General features: G+C 73.8%; 13 protein-coding genes and 1 pseudogene. 11 read left to right on the top strand and 3 right to left on the bottom strand.

Features of this window, described 5'->3' with window-relative positions; genetic code table 11:
* Positions 1 to 136: 136 nt before the first annotated feature.
* The 9 genes and pseudogenes from AB0E07_RS16660 to AB0E07_RS16620 form a co-directional block, all read left to right on the top strand.
* Positions 137 to 1,519 (top strand): annotated as a pseudogene (locus AB0E07_RS16660) (helix-turn-helix transcriptional regulator); the annotation flags it as partial.
* A 203-nt stretch (positions 1,520 to 1,722) separates the two neighbouring features.
* Positions 1,723 to 3,003, top strand: coding sequence for a helix-turn-helix domain-containing protein (locus tag AB0E07_RS16655; RefSeq protein WP_362251574.1), 1,281 nt, complete (start codon positions 1,723 to 1,725; stop codon positions 3,001 to 3,003).
* A gap of 416 nt (positions 3,004 to 3,419) precedes the next feature.
* Complete coding sequence (locus AB0E07_RS16650) at positions 3,420 to 4,202, top strand: ABC transporter ATP-binding protein (RefSeq protein ID WP_362251571.1); 783 nt, start codon at positions 3,420 to 3,422, stop codon at positions 4,200 to 4,202.
* Complete coding sequence (locus AB0E07_RS16645; RefSeq protein WP_362251568.1) at positions 4,199 to 5,044, top strand: ABC transporter ATP-binding protein; 846 nt, start codon at positions 4,199 to 4,201, stop codon at positions 5,042 to 5,044. The genes AB0E07_RS16650 and AB0E07_RS16645 overlap by 4 nt, the downstream gene beginning before the upstream one ends.
* On the top strand, positions 5,041 to 5,937 hold the full coding sequence (locus AB0E07_RS16640; RefSeq protein ID WP_362251565.1) for a branched-chain amino acid ABC transporter permease: 897 nt from the start codon (positions 5,041 to 5,043) through the stop codon (positions 5,935 to 5,937). Before AB0E07_RS16645 ends, AB0E07_RS16640 begins: the two co-directional genes overlap by 4 nt.
* Positions 5,930 to 7,060, top strand: a complete 1,131-nt coding sequence (locus AB0E07_RS16635) for a branched-chain amino acid ABC transporter permease (protein WP_362251562.1) — start codon at positions 5,930 to 5,932, stop codon at positions 7,058 to 7,060. The genes AB0E07_RS16640 and AB0E07_RS16635 overlap by 8 nt, the downstream gene beginning before the upstream one ends.
* Complete coding sequence (locus AB0E07_RS16630) at positions 7,057 to 8,322, top strand: ABC transporter substrate-binding protein (protein ID WP_362251559.1); 1,266 nt, start codon at positions 7,057 to 7,059, stop codon at positions 8,320 to 8,322. Before AB0E07_RS16635 ends, AB0E07_RS16630 begins: the two co-directional genes overlap by 4 nt.
* A gap of 253 nt (positions 8,323 to 8,575) precedes the next feature.
* The gene (locus tag AB0E07_RS16625; RefSeq protein ID WP_362251556.1) at positions 8,576 to 9,448 is read left to right on the top strand and encodes an aldo/keto reductase; all 873 of its coding nucleotides are present in this window, start codon (positions 8,576 to 8,578) and stop codon (positions 9,446 to 9,448) included.
* A gap of 99 nt (positions 9,449 to 9,547) precedes the next feature.
* Entirely contained in the window at positions 9,548 to 11,317 is a 1,770-nt protein-coding gene (locus tag AB0E07_RS16620) for an ABC transporter ATP-binding protein (protein ID WP_362251553.1), read from the top strand.
* A 17-nt stretch (positions 11,318 to 11,334) separates the two neighbouring features.
* Here AB0E07_RS16620 and AB0E07_RS16615 read toward each other — a convergent pair whose 3' ends face one another.
* Positions 11,335 to 11,703, bottom strand: coding sequence for a hypothetical protein (locus AB0E07_RS16615; protein ID WP_362251551.1), 369 nt, complete (start codon positions 11,701 to 11,703; stop codon positions 11,335 to 11,337).
* Between the two features lie 99 nt (positions 11,704 to 11,802).
* Positions 11,803 to 12,774 carry a helix-turn-helix domain-containing protein gene (locus AB0E07_RS16610; protein ID WP_362251548.1) on the bottom strand — a complete coding sequence of 324 codons (972 nt, stop codon included), beginning with the start codon at positions 12,772 to 12,774 and terminating at the stop codon, positions 11,803 to 11,805.
* Positions 12,775 to 12,967: 193 nt separating this feature from the next.
* Here AB0E07_RS16610 and AB0E07_RS16605 point away from each other — a divergent pair, with 193 nt between their 5' ends.
* Together AB0E07_RS16605 and AB0E07_RS16600 are read left to right on the top strand one after the other, a co-directional pair.
* Positions 12,968 to 13,426, top strand: a complete 459-nt coding sequence (locus AB0E07_RS16605) for a hypothetical protein (protein WP_362251545.1) — start codon at positions 12,968 to 12,970, stop codon at positions 13,424 to 13,426.
* Positions 13,427 to 13,578: 152 nt separating this feature from the next.
* A complete protein-coding gene (locus AB0E07_RS16600; RefSeq protein WP_362251543.1) occupies positions 13,579 to 13,785 on the top strand; it encodes a hypothetical protein in 207 nt (68 codons plus the stop codon).
* Between the two features lies 1 nt (position 13,786).
* On the opposite strand, the gene tgmB is transcribed toward AB0E07_RS16600, so the two are convergent.
* Complete coding sequence (tgmB, locus tag AB0E07_RS16595; RefSeq protein ID WP_362251540.1) at positions 13,787 to 14,770, bottom strand: ATP-grasp ribosomal peptide maturase; 984 nt, start codon at positions 14,768 to 14,770, stop codon at positions 13,787 to 13,789.
* Positions 14,771 to 14,774: the final 4 nt, after the last annotated feature.

The following is a 14,774-nucleotide window of genomic DNA, read 5'->3' as shown; positions in this document are numbered from 1 at the left end:
CCGTCACATGATGGAGAACCGCAGGTCACAGGCCGGATGCCGGACCGGAACCGCTTCGTCGACATCCTTCCGCCTTGCGTTACGCCCAAGTAACGTCCCGGGAATGAGCGGTGACCGGAGCGTGTCGACCGCCGAGCGCGGGCGATCCGAACTCGCGCGCGGCAGAGCACAGTTGGCGGACGGACCAGTGGACGACGCCCGTGAGACGCTGCTGCTGGCGGCGTCCCTGCTGGCGGCCGAGGACCCGGAACAGGCCCAGGCCGCGCGGCTGTCGGCGGCGGACGCCGCCTGGGCCGCGGGCGACCCGGAGGCATGTCTGAAGGCCCTGGCCCCGGTGGTGGGGGACTACGGCGTCGGCATGCGGGCCCTGATGGAGCTGCGCCCCGAGAGCGCGGCGGGCCCGCTCCGCCGGGTGACGGACCAGACCGGGGAGGGCCCCGAGGACGTACTGCGGGCGGTGTCCGCCGCCCTGCTCCTAGGGGACGTCGTCGCCGCCCGCCGGGCCGGCGCCCGCGCCCTCGCCGTGGCCCGGGACCAGGACTCCGCCGCGCTGCGGTCCCGGGCCCTCGAATACCTCGCCTACGCCGAACTGCGGGCCGGACGGCACGCCCAGGCCCGCGCGCACGCCGAGGAGGGCGTACGGGCCGCGGAGCGCGCCGGGCGGCGCAACACGGCCGCGCACCACCGGGCCATGCTCGCGCTGGCCGCCTCGATCGGCGGGGAGACCGCCACCGTCGCGGTCCACGCCACGGCCGCCCTCGCCACCGCCCGCCGGCACGGCCTGGCGCAGGCGGCGACGCTGGCGGAATGGGCGCTGGCCCGGACCGACCTGGGCTGCGGACGGCCCCTGGACGCCGCCGACCGGCTCGGCCCGCTCGTGCTCCCCGGGGTCAGGCGCGGTCACTTCGCGGTCTGGATGCTCGCCGTGCCCTGTTTCGTGGAGGCCGCGGTCCTCGGCGGACGGGGGGACGACGCGCGGTCCGTCGTGGCCGACTTCGCGCTGTGGGCGGAGTTCGGCGCCGATCCGCACGCGCACGCCCAACTCGCCCGCTGCCGGGCCCTGCTGGCCCCCGGGGACCGCGCCGACGCCCTGTACACGCGGGCGCTGGCCCGGCACGACGCGACCGGCGGCGACTTCGAACGGGCCCGCACCGAGCTGCTCTACGGCAGATGGCTGCGGCGCCGGCGGCGGCTGCGGGAGGCCCGGACCCGCCTCGGGGCCGCCCTGGTCGGGTTCGAGCGGTGCGGCGCGCGGGCCTGGGCGGAACAGGCGCGCGGCGAACTGCGGGCCAACGGGGCCGCCGGACCGGAGTGCGCGGGCGGCGAGCTGGGGCGGCTCACCCCGCAGCAGCTGAGGATCGCCCGGCATGTCGCCGAGGGCGCCACCAACCGGGAGGTCGCGCAGCGCCTCGCCGTCAGCACCCGCACGGTCGACTACCACCTGCGCAATGTCTTCGCCACGCTCGGGGTGCGGTCCCGGATGGAGCTGGCGCGCATGGTCGATCAGCAGGGCCGGTGACGGCCGGCATGCGGAACCGGGAGTGGGGGCGGGAAAAAAGACCGGTGCACGACCCTAGGGACCGACCGGACGGTATGTCATCCTTCGGGGCAGGACGAGTCGGGCGGCCGCCGCCGCCGTACGGGCGACGCGGGCGACCGGACACCGTTGAGCCTCCCGGTACGGGCGCACCGCCGGGAGTCCGAGGTTGGGGGAGGACCGCGATGCATCCTGCCGTACGGACACGCGCGATGATCCGCACCGGGCCCACGCCCGTTGCGCAGCCGCGTGGGGGGCGGCGCGGCCGGTCGCTCATCGACGCCGACGCACTGGTCGTCCTGCACCGGGCCGCGCGCGTGCTTCTCGACTGTCTGCCGGACCTCACCGAACGGCTGGTGGCGCTGCTGCGCGAGCAGGAGGCCGCCTACCGCACGGCCATGGAGGGCGACTACGCGGCCACCTGGCAGGAGGTGAACCGTTCGCTGCGGCACAGTGTGCTCTCGCTGCTCGACCCGCGCGGCAACCGGGACGCGGCCCACCGCTGCTCCTGGCAGATCGGCATCCGCCGCGCGGAGCAGGGCCTGCCGCTCGACGCCGTACTGCACGCCTACCGGCTGGGCGGCTCGCTGGTCTGGCAGCGGCTGGTGGAGGAGACCTCCCGCTCCGCGCCCGAGGACGTCCGGCTGCTGGTCCATGTGGCGACCGACGTGTGGGACTTCGTCGACGAGCACTGCACCCTCGTGGCGGACGCCTACCGGCAGGCCGAACGGCAACTGGCCTGGCGGCGCGAGAACCGGGTACGGCTCCTCGCCGCGGCCCTGCTCGACGGGACCAGCCGCATCGCCGACCTGCCCGAGGCCGCCGACGCCCTGGACCTGCCCGAACACGGCCGGTACGTGGTCGTCGCGGTCACCGGCGGACGGCCCACGGGCCCCGCGGGCGCCCGCGCCGTCGCCGTACCGCCCGGCACCCGCGTGCACTGGCACCCAGGAGGGGAAGTGGACTACGGCATCGTCCTGGTCGGCGACGAGGACCCGGAGGGCGACGACGACCCCGTTCAGGCCCTGGACCTGTCCGCCCCGGGCGGCAGGATCGGCATCGGCAACGTGGTCTCGGGCCTGGCCACCGTGGGCGACGCCCGCCGGCTGGCGGACCTCGCCCTGACCATGTGCCCGCCGGAGGGCGGCACGATCCGGCTGGCCGAGCACCTCCCGGCGGCCCTCGTCGTGTCCTGCCCCGAGCTGGGCGCGACCCTCGCCGACCGGGTCCTGGGCCCCCTGCTCCGCCTGGAGCCGGCCGACCGCGACGTCCTCCTGGACACGCTCTCCGCCTGGCTGGTCTGCGACGGTTCGGCCCAGCGTGCGGGCGAGCGCCTGTACTGCCACCGCAACACGGTGCTCAACCGGCTGCGCCGCTGCGAGCAGCTCACCGGGCGCTCGCTGGCCCGCCCCCTGGACGTGGTGGAGATCAGCCTGGCCCTGACGGCCCGCAGACTCCTGCGCTGACCCCTCCCTCCTCACCGCACGCCCCTACGGCGCCCGGCCCCCACCCGGGCGCCGTACTCATGTCCCGGGGCCCTTCCGCGTAACGGCACCACTCCCAGCGCCCTGTCCGCCGCGGGCGCGGGCGCCGGGCCGGGCGCGCGGACCGGGCGCGCGGACCGCGGGCGGGAGGCGTCCCGCCGAGCCGCTACGCCCCGCGTCCCCAGCCGGTACGCCCCGCCTCCCTGACTTCCCGCGCGCCCGGTGCGGAACCTTCGCGCCGGTGAGACCTGGGCAGCCGCACAAACCCCGCCCGCACCTGTTGGGACCGCGCAGCGACCCCGCCCGCAGACCTGTTCCGCCCGCCCGCGCACGTGCTGTCGTGGGCTCCCCTTCCCCAAACGCGCCGTGCCCGAGCGGCACGGACCCGAGGAGCCGTGATGCCCGAAGCACCACCGGACGAGGATCCGGCCCTGCACGTCGAGGGACTCGACGTCACCTACGGCCGTGCCCTGTCCGCCCTGCGTTCCGTGTCGCTGAGCGTCCCGCACGGTGGCGTGGTCGCCCTGCTCGGCGCCAACGGCGCGGGCAAGACGACGCTGTTGCGCGCGGTGTCGGGCACCCTGCGCCTGCACCGCGGCGCGATCACCGCCGGGCACATCCGCTACGGAACCACGGCACTCGACGGCCGCGACCCGGTCGCCGCGGTGCGCGCCGGTGTGGTGCAGGTGCCGGAGGGCAGGCGGGTGTTCGCCGGACTCTCCGTCGACGAGAACCTGCGCACCGGCGGCCTCGGGCTCAGCCGGCGCAGCCCCGCCCTGGTGCGCGAGTCCCGGGACCGGGTGTTCTCCCTCTTCCCGCGGCTGGCCGAACGGACCGGACAGGCCGCCGGCCTGCTCTCCGGCGGCGAGCAGCAGATGCTCGCCATCGGCCGGGCCCTGATGGCCGCCCCGCGGCTGCTCCTGCTGGACGAGCCGTCCCTCGGCCTCGCCCCGCAGATGGTGGCCCGGATCGCCGAGGTCGTGAAGGAGATCAACGGCCAGGGCACGGCGGTGCTGCTGGTCGAACAGAACGCCGGCATGGCGCTGTCCCTCGCCGACAGCGCCTACGTCCTGGAGGTCGGCGAGGTCCGGCTCTCCGGTGACGCCGACGAACTCGCCCGGACCGACGCGGTACGCCGTCTGTACCTGGGCGAGACCGCCGACGGTCAGGGGGCCGCGTGAACGACCGCACCACCACTCCGCCGGTGCTCGCCGTACGGGACGTCACCGTCCGGTTCGCCGGGCTGACCGCCCTGGACTCCGTGTCCTTCACGGTCGCCCCGGGCACCGCGCACGCCATCATCGGACCCAACGGGGCGGGCAAGTCCACCTGCTTCAACGTGCTGTCGGGCCTGTACCGCCCCGCCTCCGGCACCGTCAGCCTCGGGGAGACCGAGCTGACCCGCCTGGCCCCGCACCGCATCGCCGCCCTGGGGATGGCGCGCACCTTCCAGAACATCGTCACCACCCAGGGCACGGTCGCCGACAACCTGATGCTCGGCCGCCACCTCCTCTCCCGCGCGGGCTTCGCCGCCAGCGCCCTGCGCCTGCCGCACGCCGTGCGCGAACAGCGCGAGCACCTCGCGAAGGCCCGGGAGATCGCCGAACTGACCGGCCTGGGAGCCCACTTCGACTCCCCGGTCGGCCTGCTGTCCTACGGCGACCGCAAGCGCGTGGAGTTCGCCCGCGCCCTCTGTCTGGAGCCCTCCGTGCTACTGCTCGACGAACCCGTGGCCGGCATGAACGCCGCCGAACGGGCCCGCACCGCCGAGACGATCCGCGCCGTGCGCGCCGAACTCGGCCTGTCCGTGGTGCTGGTGGAGCACGACATGGGACTGGTGATGCGACTCGCCGACGAGGTCACCGTCCTCGACTTCGGCCGGGTCATCGCCCACGGCACCCCCGACGAGGTCCGCAGCGACCCCGAGGTGCTGCGCGCCTACCTCGGCACCGAGACGTCCGAGACGTCCGAGACGTCAAAGACGACCGCGACGAACGGGGCGAACGGGGAGGACGCGGCATGACCGGCTTCCTCGACAACGTCCTCAACGGCCTCGCCCTGGGCTCCGTCTACGCCCTGGTCGCCCTCGGGTTCGTCATCATCTTCAAGGCCTCGGGCGTCATCAACTTCGCCCACGGCTCCCTGCTCTTGCTCGGCGGATACCTCACCGCCGTGCTCCACGAGGACCTCGGCTTCGCGGGCGCCCTCGCGGTGGCCGTCCTCGTCACGGCCGCCGTGGCCGGTCTCATGGACCGGTTCCTGCTCCAGGCCGGGGGGCAGGACGCGCACTCCTCCCATGTGCAGACCATCGTCACCATCGGGGTCGACATCGTCCTGCTCACCGACCTGTCCCGGCGCATCGGCGGAGACCTGCTCTCCCTCGGCGACCCCTGGGGCGACTCGGTCAGCGGCCTCGGACCCATCACCGTCGCAGACAGCCGGCTGGCCGCGATCGTGGTCTCCGCCGTCGTCATCGGCGGTGTCTTCGCCCTCTTCCGGTACACCAACTGGGGCCTGGCGCTGCGGGCTTCGGCCGAGGACATGGAGGCGGCCGCGCTGATGGGCGTACGCCTGGTGCGGATCCGTACCCTCGCCTGGTGCCTGGCCGGCGCGCTGGCCGCGCTGGCCGCGGTCTTCCTCGCCGCGTTCCCGGCGCCGGGCCTGGAGCGCACGACCGGACAGATCGCCCTGAAGGCGTTCCCGGCCGCCATCCTCGGCGGCATGGCCTCGCCGCCCGGCGCCCTCGCGGGCAGCATGCTGATCGGCCTGACCGAGGCCCTGGTCGCCGGCTACCAGTCCGACCTGCACGTCCTCGGCGAGGGCTTCGGCGACGTCGCCCCCTACGCCGTGATGATCCTGGTCCTTCTCGTGCGGCCCAACGGGCTGTTCGGCGCGAAGGGAGCGGCCCGTGTCTGAGCTGCTGCGACGCTACCGCGTCTGGTCGGTCCTGCTCGTCGTCGTGCTGTGCGTCCTGCCCTTCTACCTGGACGCCTTCTGGCTGCGCATCGGCCTGTTCTCGATGGCCGCGGCCGTCGGAGCCGTCGGCCTCGGCCTGCTCTCCGGCACGGCGGGCCAACTCTCCCTCGGCCACGCCTTCTTCCTCGCGGTCGGCGCCTACGGCTACGTCTGGCTGGCCGGTGAGCCGGGTCCGGGCCTGCCGCCCGCCGTCGCCATGGTCCTCGCGGTCCTGCTGGCCGGAGCCGCGGGCGGACTCTTCAGCCCCGTCGCGGGCCGGGTGCGCGGGATCTACCTGGGCGTCGCCACCCTCGCCCTGGTCTTCCTCGGCCACCACGTCCTGCTCACCGCGGACTCCGTCACCGGCGGCTTCAACGGCAGTTCGGTGCCACCGCTGGAACTGGGCGGCTTCACCTTCACCGAGACCGACCCCGAACTGACCCTGCTCGGCATCCCGTTCGGTGCCGAGGAACGCCTCTGGTACCTGAGCCTGGCCCTGTTCGCCTTCACCTGGTTCTCCGCCCGCGGCCTGCTGCGCGGACGGCCCGGCCGGGCCCTGGTCGCCCTGCGCGACAGCGAGACCGCGGCCGCGGTGATGGGCGTGCACGTCGCCCGCTACCGCTCGGCGGCCTTCGTGGTGTCCTCGATGTACGCGGGCCTCGCCGGGGTGATGCTCGCGCTCGCCTTCCGCCGGGTGGTCCCGGACTACTTCGGGCTCGCCCTCTCGGTGGACTACCTCGCCATGATCGTCATCGGCGGCCTCGGCTCGGTGGCCGGAGCCACCGCGGGAGCCGTGTTCGTCACCGCGCTGCCGCTGCTGATGACCCGGTACGCCGACCAGCTGCCGCTGGTGGCGACCCCCGGCACCAATGACGGCGCGGTCGGCCCCACCGAGGCCGCCCGCTACCTCTACGGAGCGGCGATCGTCCTGATCCTGCTCTTCGCCCCCGACGGACTGCACGGCCTGGTCCGGCGCACCCGCGCCCGCCTCCAGGGCCGGCGCAAGACCCCCACGGGCGCGGACCCCGCGACCCAGCCCCTCACATCCGCCTCAGCCGTACGAGCCAAGGAGCCGACACCGTGAACCACCCCACGCACCGCACCAGGACGGTCCTGGCCGCCGCCCTGACCGCCCTGCTCCTCGCAGGCACCGGATGCAGCTCCAAGGCGGACAGCGACAGCGCCGCGGACGGCGCCGACGGCGTCAAGGCCGGGCCCGGCGTCACCGACAAGGCCATCAAGCTCGGCGCGCTGACCGACCTGACGGGCCCGTACGCGACCCTCGGCAAGTCCATCGTGCAGGCCCAGCAGATGTGGGCCGACGAGACCAACGCCAAGGGCGGCATCTGCGGCCGCAAGGTCGAGATCGTCGTCAAGGACCACGGCTACGACGTGCAGAAGGCCGTCACCGCCTACGCCGACATCGCCCCCGACGTGGTCGCGCTGCCCCAGGTCATCGGCTCGCCGGTGGTGGCCGCGCTGCTCGACGACATCGAGCGGGACAAGGTGCTCACCTTCCCGCAGGCCTGGGCCGCCTCGCTGCTCGGCAAGGACTCCGTGCAGGTCCTCGGCACCACCTACGACCTGGACATGATCGCGGCCGTCGACTTCCTCACCCGCACCAAGGGTGTGGCCAAGGGCGACAAGATCGGCCACGTCTACTTCGAGGGCGACTACGGGGCGAACGCCCTGGAGGGCTCCGAATGGGCCGCGAAGAAGGCCGGGTTGACGGTCGTCGACCAGAAGATCAAGGCCACCGACACCGACCTGTCCGCGCAGGTCTCGGCGCTGCGCAAGGAGGGCGTCAAGGCGATCCTGATCAGCGCCGGCCCCGCCCAGACGGCCTCGCTGGTCGGCGTCGCCGCCTCGCGCGGACTCCAGGTGCCCGTCGTCAGCAGCGCCCCCGGCTACGCCCCGCAGCTGATGGAGACGCCCGCCGCCAAGGCCCTGGAGGCCATGCTGAGCGTGGTGAGCGCGGCCCCGGCGGTCTCCTCGGACATACCCGGGGTGAAGAAGATGGTGGCGGCCTACCAGAAGAAGTTCCCGGGGGCCCTGGTCGACTCCGGTGTGCTCTCCGGCTACAACGCGGCCCAGCTGATCGGCGCCGACCTGAAGAAGGCCTGCGAGGACGGCAGCCTCGCCCGGGAGGACGTGGTCGCCGCGCACCGCTCGCAGAGCGACGCCGACGCCGGTCTCGGCACCCCGCAGAACTTCTCCGACAAGGCCAAGCCCGCCAGCTCCTCCACCTACGTGCTCAAGCCCGACGCCAAGGCGGTCGGCGCCATGGTGATCGTCGAGGACGCGCACGAGGCGCCCGGAGTGGAGGAGTACCTGGCCTCGAAGTGACCCGGACGGTCCGACGGCCCGCCTGACGGCGGGTCACCCGACCCGCGGCGCCGCACCGGCGCCGCGGGTCTCCGTCGATTCAGCGCCGCTGTCGATTCAGCGCCGCCGCCGATGAATGCGTTCTCGTTCCTCTATTGGACCCGCGGCGCCGGGGACCGTCAGGCTGGAGTGCGTCCCGGCCGCGTCCCCCCGGCGGGCCGGGACCACCCAGCCGTACCGCGGACGAGCCGGAACCGGAAGAGGACACGACCCCATGCAGACCCGCCGTATTGGTGACATCGATGTCAGCGCCATCGGACTGGGCGGAATGCCCATGTCCATCGAGGGGCGCCCGGACGAGGCCCGCTCGATCGCCACCCTGCACGCCGCCCTCGACGCCGGTGTCACCCTGATCGACACCGCGGACGCCTACCACCGGGACGCCGACGAGGTCGGCCACAACGAGTCCCTGATCGCCAAGGCGCTCGCCTCCCACCCCCGGGGCGCCGACGTGCTGGTCGCCACCAAGGGCGGCCATCTGCGCCCCGGCGACGGCAGTTGGACCCTGGACGGCACTCCCGCCCACCTCAGGCGGGCCTGCGAGGCGTCCCTGCGCCGGCTCGGCGTGGAGGCCATCGGGCTCTACCAGTTCCACCGCCCCGACCCGCGGGTGCCCTACGAGGAGTCCCTCGGAGCTATCCGGGACCTGCTGGACGAGGGCAAGATCCGCATGGCGGGCGTCTCCAACGCCGACCCCGGTCGGATCCGGCGGGCGGACGAGATCCTCGGCGGTCGGCTGGTCTCCGTGCAGAACCAGTTCTCCCCGGCCTTCCGCTCCAGTGAGCCGGAGCTGCGCCTGTGCGACGAACTCGGCATCGCCTTCCTGCCGTGGAGCCCGCTGGGCGGTATCTCCCGGGCCCGCGAACTCGGTTCCGGTTACGCCCCCTTCGCCGCCGTCGCCCGGGCGCACGGGGTGAGTCCGCAGCGGGTCTGCCTGGCCTGGATGCTCGCCAAGTCGCCGGTCGTCGTGCCGATTCCCGGCGCGAGCCGCCCGGAGACGATCCGGGACTCCGTCGCCGCAGCCGAACTCGTACTGGACGCCGAGGAGATCGCCGCCCTGGACGCGGCGGGGGCCGGCGGGGTATGAGGGGAGAACGCGCCTAGAAAGCGCTTGCCACCGGGGCCGGCTCCCAGCCGGTCCCGGCCGCTCCGTGTTCGCCGCAGACCCTGGGAAGGACCACCACCCGTGGCCTCGCCGTTGGAAAGACCGCTCGACCACCGCTACCGGGGCGAACACCCGGTCCGCACCCTCGCCTACCTGTTCCACCCCGACCGCGGCCGACTGGCCGCCGCGGTCGGGGTGTTCACCGTCAAGCACAGCCCGATCTGGCTGCTGCCGCTGGTGACCGCGGAGATCATCGACACCGTCGTGCAGCACGGCCCGATCGGCAGGCTGTGGCTCAGCACCGGCGTGATCATGTTCATCCTGCTGGTCAACTACCCCCTGCACGTGCTCTATGTGCGCCTGCTCTACGGCAGCGTCCGCCGGATGGGCACCACCCTGCGCTCGGCACTGTGCACCCGCATGCAGCAGCTGTCCATCGGCTACCACTCCCGGGTCAGCGCCGGCGTGCTCCAGGCGAAGGTGGTGCGCGATGTGGAGACGGTCGAGCAAATGGTGCAGCAGACCGCCGAGATGGGTCTCGGCGCCACCACCGTGCTCATCGGCGGACTCGTCATCATCGGCATCCGCACCCCGGAGTTCCTGCCGGTCTTCCTGGTCGTCGTGCCCGCCGCCGTGCTCGTCGTCGCCCGTCTCAGGTCCCGGCTGCGCACCCACAACGAGCACTTCCGCCACGAGGTGGAGACGCTCTCCTCCCAGGTCACCGAGATGACCCGGCTCATCCCCGTCACCCGCGCCCACGGCCTGGAGGGCAAGGCGCTGCGCCGGATGAACGGCACCCTGCACCGGCTGCTCACCTCCGGCATGCGCCTGGACCTGGTCAACGGCAAGTTCGGCTCGCTGTCCTGGGTGGTGCTCAACGTGCTGGGGGTGCTGGTCCTGGCCGGCGCTGCCCTCGTGTCGTACTACCGCGTGTGGGGCGTCACCCCCGGCGACGTCGTGATGCTCAGCGCCTTCCTGACCACCCTCACCAACTCCACCGCCACCCTCGCCGGCCTCGCCCCCGTCATCACCAAGGGCCTGGAGTCGGTCCGCTCGGTCGGCGAGGTGCTCCAGGCGCCCGAACTGGAGGACAACGAGGGCAAGCGGGAACTGGCCGCGCTGCGCGGGGCCGTCACCTTCCGGAACGTGGGCCTCGCCTACGACGACGGAGGCCGGGCCGCGGTCCGGGACTTCGACCTGTCGGTCGCGCCGGGCGAGACCATAGCCCTGGTCGGCGCCTCCGGGGCGGGCAAGTCCACCGTGCTCAACCTGGTCATCGGCTTCATCCGGCCGACCTCCGGGCGGATCCTGCTCGACGGCACCGACATGAACACGCTCGACCTGCGCACCTACCGGCGTTTCGTCTCGGTCGTCCCCCAGGAGTCCGTCCTCTTCGACGGCACCGTCCGGGAGAACGTCGCCTACGGCATGGACGACGCCGACGAGGAGTCGGTGCGCACCGCCCTGCGGGACGCCAACGCGCTGGAGTTCGTCGACCGTCTGCCGCAGGGCCTGGACACCCTGGTGGGGGAGCGCGGGGCCCGGCTGTCCGGCGGGCAGCGGCAGCGCCTGGCCATCGCCCGCGCCCTGATCCGGGACCCCCGGGTCCTGGTCCTCGACGAGGCGACCTCGGCACTGGACACCCGCTCCGAGGCGCTGGTGCAGCAGGCGCTCGCCCGGCTGATGCGCGGACGCACCACGTTCGTGGTCGCCCACCGGCTCTCCACGGTGCGCGGCGCCGACCGGATCGTGGTGATGGCCGACGGCCGTGCCGAGGAGATCGGCACCCACGACGAGCTGCTCGGGCTCGGCGGCGCCTACAGCGCGCTGCACAGCGGCCAGGTCGCCTGACGGGCCGAAACGGTCCGTCAGGCCGCGCTGCCGCGCGGGACGCGGTGCGCGCAGGTCCGGTCGTGGTCGCAGCCGAGGCTGGTCCACCACCGGTCGCAGCAGGCGACACCGAGTTCCGCGCGCACGATGTGCTCGGTGGCGTCCTGGTCCGGGCCGCCGCCGAGCGGACCGGGTGTCACGGCCCGCCGCGCCCACTCGTGCAGGGCGCGGCGCTGGTCGCCGATCACGCTCTCCCGCACCACGCCGATCACCGGCACGATGCTGGCGGCGCAGAACATGCACGCGGCCCACAGGGGCCCGTAGCGGTATTCGAGGACCGCGGTCCAGGCCAGCCCGGTACTGGTGGCCAGGTAGAGGGCGGCGAGGAGGCGGCTGGAGCAGTTCATGGGCGTACACCGTCCGTGCTGAGGGGGATGCCCCGTGCACAACGCCGGGAGCGGCCGGGAGACGCGGGTGATTTTCACAGCCACCCCTTCGAACTCCTGTCAGGCACCCGCCCCCGCGCCGGCCCGGCCGCCCCGGAAGGCGGCGCGATAGGCGTACGGAGTGGTGCCCACGGTCCGGCGGAAGCGCTCCCGGAAGGCGGTGGGCGAGCCGAAGCCGGCCTGCTGCGCGATGCGTTCGACCGGATGGTCGCTGTTCTCCAGCAGGTACTGGGCCCGCCGTACCCGCGCCCTGAGCAGCCACTGGAGGGGCGTGGTGCCGGTCTGTTCGCGGAAGCGGCGGCCGAAGGTGCGCTCGCTCATCCCGGAGCGGGCCGCCATCGCCGCCAGGGTGACCTCCTCCGCCAGATGGTCCTCGATCCACTCCAGCACGGGCTCCAGCGTCGAGCCGCGCGGTACCGGGGGATGCCGGTGCACGATGAACTGGGCCTGTCCGCCCTCCCGTTCGAGCGGCATCACGGACATCCGGGCGGCGTTCGCGGCGACCGCCGAGCCGTGGTCCCGGCGGATCATGTGCAGGCACATGTCCAGCGCGGCCGCCGCCCCGGCGGAGGTGAGGATGCGGCCGTTGTCGACGTAGAGCACGTCCGGTTCCACCCGCACCCTCGGATGGGCGCGGGCGAGGGCCTCGGCGGCCACCCAGTGCGTGGTCGCGCGCAGCCCGTCCAGCAGGCCCGCCTCCGCGAGGACGAACGCGCCCACGCACACCGACGCGATCCGGGTGCCGGACTCCGCCGCCCGCCGCAGCGCGGCCAGCACCTCGGCGGACGGCGCGGGGGCGCCCTCCGCACGGCCCGGCACGATGATCGTGTCCGCGTCCGCCAGTGCGTCGAGGCCCCGCTCGACGCGCAGCGTGAAGCCGCCGTCGGCACGGACCTCGGGCCGCTCGGCGCACAGGCGGACCCGGTAGGCCCGGCGGCCGTCCGGCAGCAGCGTCCAGTCGAACACCTGCATGGGCGCCGCCATGTCGAACGGCACCACGTCGTCCAGGACCAGGATCGCCACGGTGTGCATGACGGCCACGATAGGCGGGTTCCCGCCGAGGCCGAAAGCCCAGGTCCGGCCCCTGCGGGCCACGAAGCCCCAGCCCGGTGCCGGTGGCGGGAATCCGTCGGAAGCTGTCACTTCCGCCCCTGTGCGATCACCCGGGCGGCTCCTAGCGTGGCCGGGTACCCCAGCACCCCCGCACGGAGGCGGACGCCCACCGATGACGAAGTTCCTGCTCACCCTGCACGTCCTGGCCGCGATCGTGGCCGTCGGCCCGGTCACCGTCGCCGCCAGCATGTTCCCGCCGGCGGCGCGCGCCGCCGGGGACGCCGGCGAACGCGGGCTGACCACCGTCCGGCTGCTGCACCGCATCTGCCGGGTCTACTCCGGTATCGGAGTCGCGGTGCCGGTCCTCGGTCTGGCCACCGCCGCCGCGATGGGCGTCCTCGGCGACGGCTGGCTCGTCGCGTCCATCACGCTGACGGCGGTGGCCGCGGGCGTCCTGGCCGCCTTCGTGCTGCCCCGCCAGGACGAGCTCCTGGAGGCGCTCACCGCGGACGGGACGGTCGAGCGCTCCGGCACGGTGCAACTCGCCATGTTCACCGGCGTCTTCAACCTGCTCTGGGCGACCGTCACGGTCCTCATGATCGTCCGGCCGGGTTCCACGACCGGGGCGTGACCGGGGGCGCGCGGGGTTGCCCGTGGCGCCCTGCCATCGCGCCGCCCGCCGTCAAGTCCGATCCCGGAATTAGCACCCCCGTGTACCCGGGCGCCTACACTCGGCGGTCGTGCCCATGTGGATGGGCCACGATACGAAAGGCGCGTTGACGGGTGTTCCAGGATTCCCCCATTTACGACCGACTGATCTCGGAGCGCGGCGACGTTCCCACACAGGTGCGCCGGGAGGCCGAACGCGTCAGCAGGGAACTGGAGTTCGTCATGCAGCCGCTGAACGCCTTCGGTGCCGCCCCCGCCGAGCGCCCCGCGCACCCCGGCAACGGCTGGCAGCGCTCCGCCCTGCCGCCCGGCCGGCTCTGACTCAACAGGCGGTCGACCCGGCGCCGTTCAGCCGTGTCGACCGGTGCGCGGGCGGCCCGGCCAGCCACTCGGCTATCGTCCGCGCGATCGGCTGGCCCGTGTCCACCTCGACGAAGCCGAACTGCCCCGACTGGTTGCACTCCAGGAACCACCAGGTGCCGTCGGCGTCCTCGACGAAGTCGAAGGCCCCGTAGGCGAGTCCGGCGCCCCGCAGATAGGCGCGCACCCCCTCGGCGACGCGCGCCGGCACCTCGGCGGGCTCCCAGGGCACGCCGGTCGAGGCGAACCGGACGTCCACCTCGTCGGGGCGCGCGTCGGCCGTCACCGGCTGTCGGGCGGCCAGCAGCCGCTCGCCCACGGCGGTGAGCCGGATGTCCGCCCGCTTGGCGACCCGCCGCTGGAACAGCGTGGGACCGAGGGCCACCGCGGAGAAGTCGGCGTCGGGCGCGACCCGGCTGGTCGGCACCGCCCGCGGCGGATCCTGCGGATGGGCCCCGGACACCGGCTTGACGACCAGGTCCGGGTAGCGGCCGGCGAACTCCCGGGCCGCCTGCGGGAACGTCGTGATGAGCGTGGCCGGCACCGGCAGACCGCAGCTCTGGGCCAGCCGCAGCTGCCACGGCTTGTGCCGGGCGCGGTGCGCCGCGTCGGGGTCGTTCATCCAGCGGGCGCCGCTGGAGCGCAGCATGCCGTAGAGGGCCTGCGTGGACTCCTCGGTCAGCCAGGGGGACGGGCGTAGCGCGCGGGACGCCGGGGGCCCCGGGCGGCGGACCCAGATCGAGCGCAGCCCGTCCAGGCTCACCAGCCGTCCCGAGGACGACAGATGGCCCCGGAAGGAGCCGTGAACGTACTCCCCCGACAGCGCGGCCCCGTCGGTCAGATCGGCGGGATCGAGCCGGACCACCGGCACCGCGCGTGCGTTGAGGTGCACCACCACCATGTCGGCGGTGACGTCCTCTTCGGTGGTCAGAATCAGTACGGTCATGGTG

It is taken from the genome of Streptomyces sp. NPDC048002 (genome assembly GCF_040653275.1).
Lineage (GTDB): Bacteria > Actinomycetota > Actinomycetes > Streptomycetales > Streptomycetaceae > Streptomyces.
Note: the sequence above shows the minus strand (reverse complement) of the source record. Positions and strands in the feature narration are given on the sequence as shown.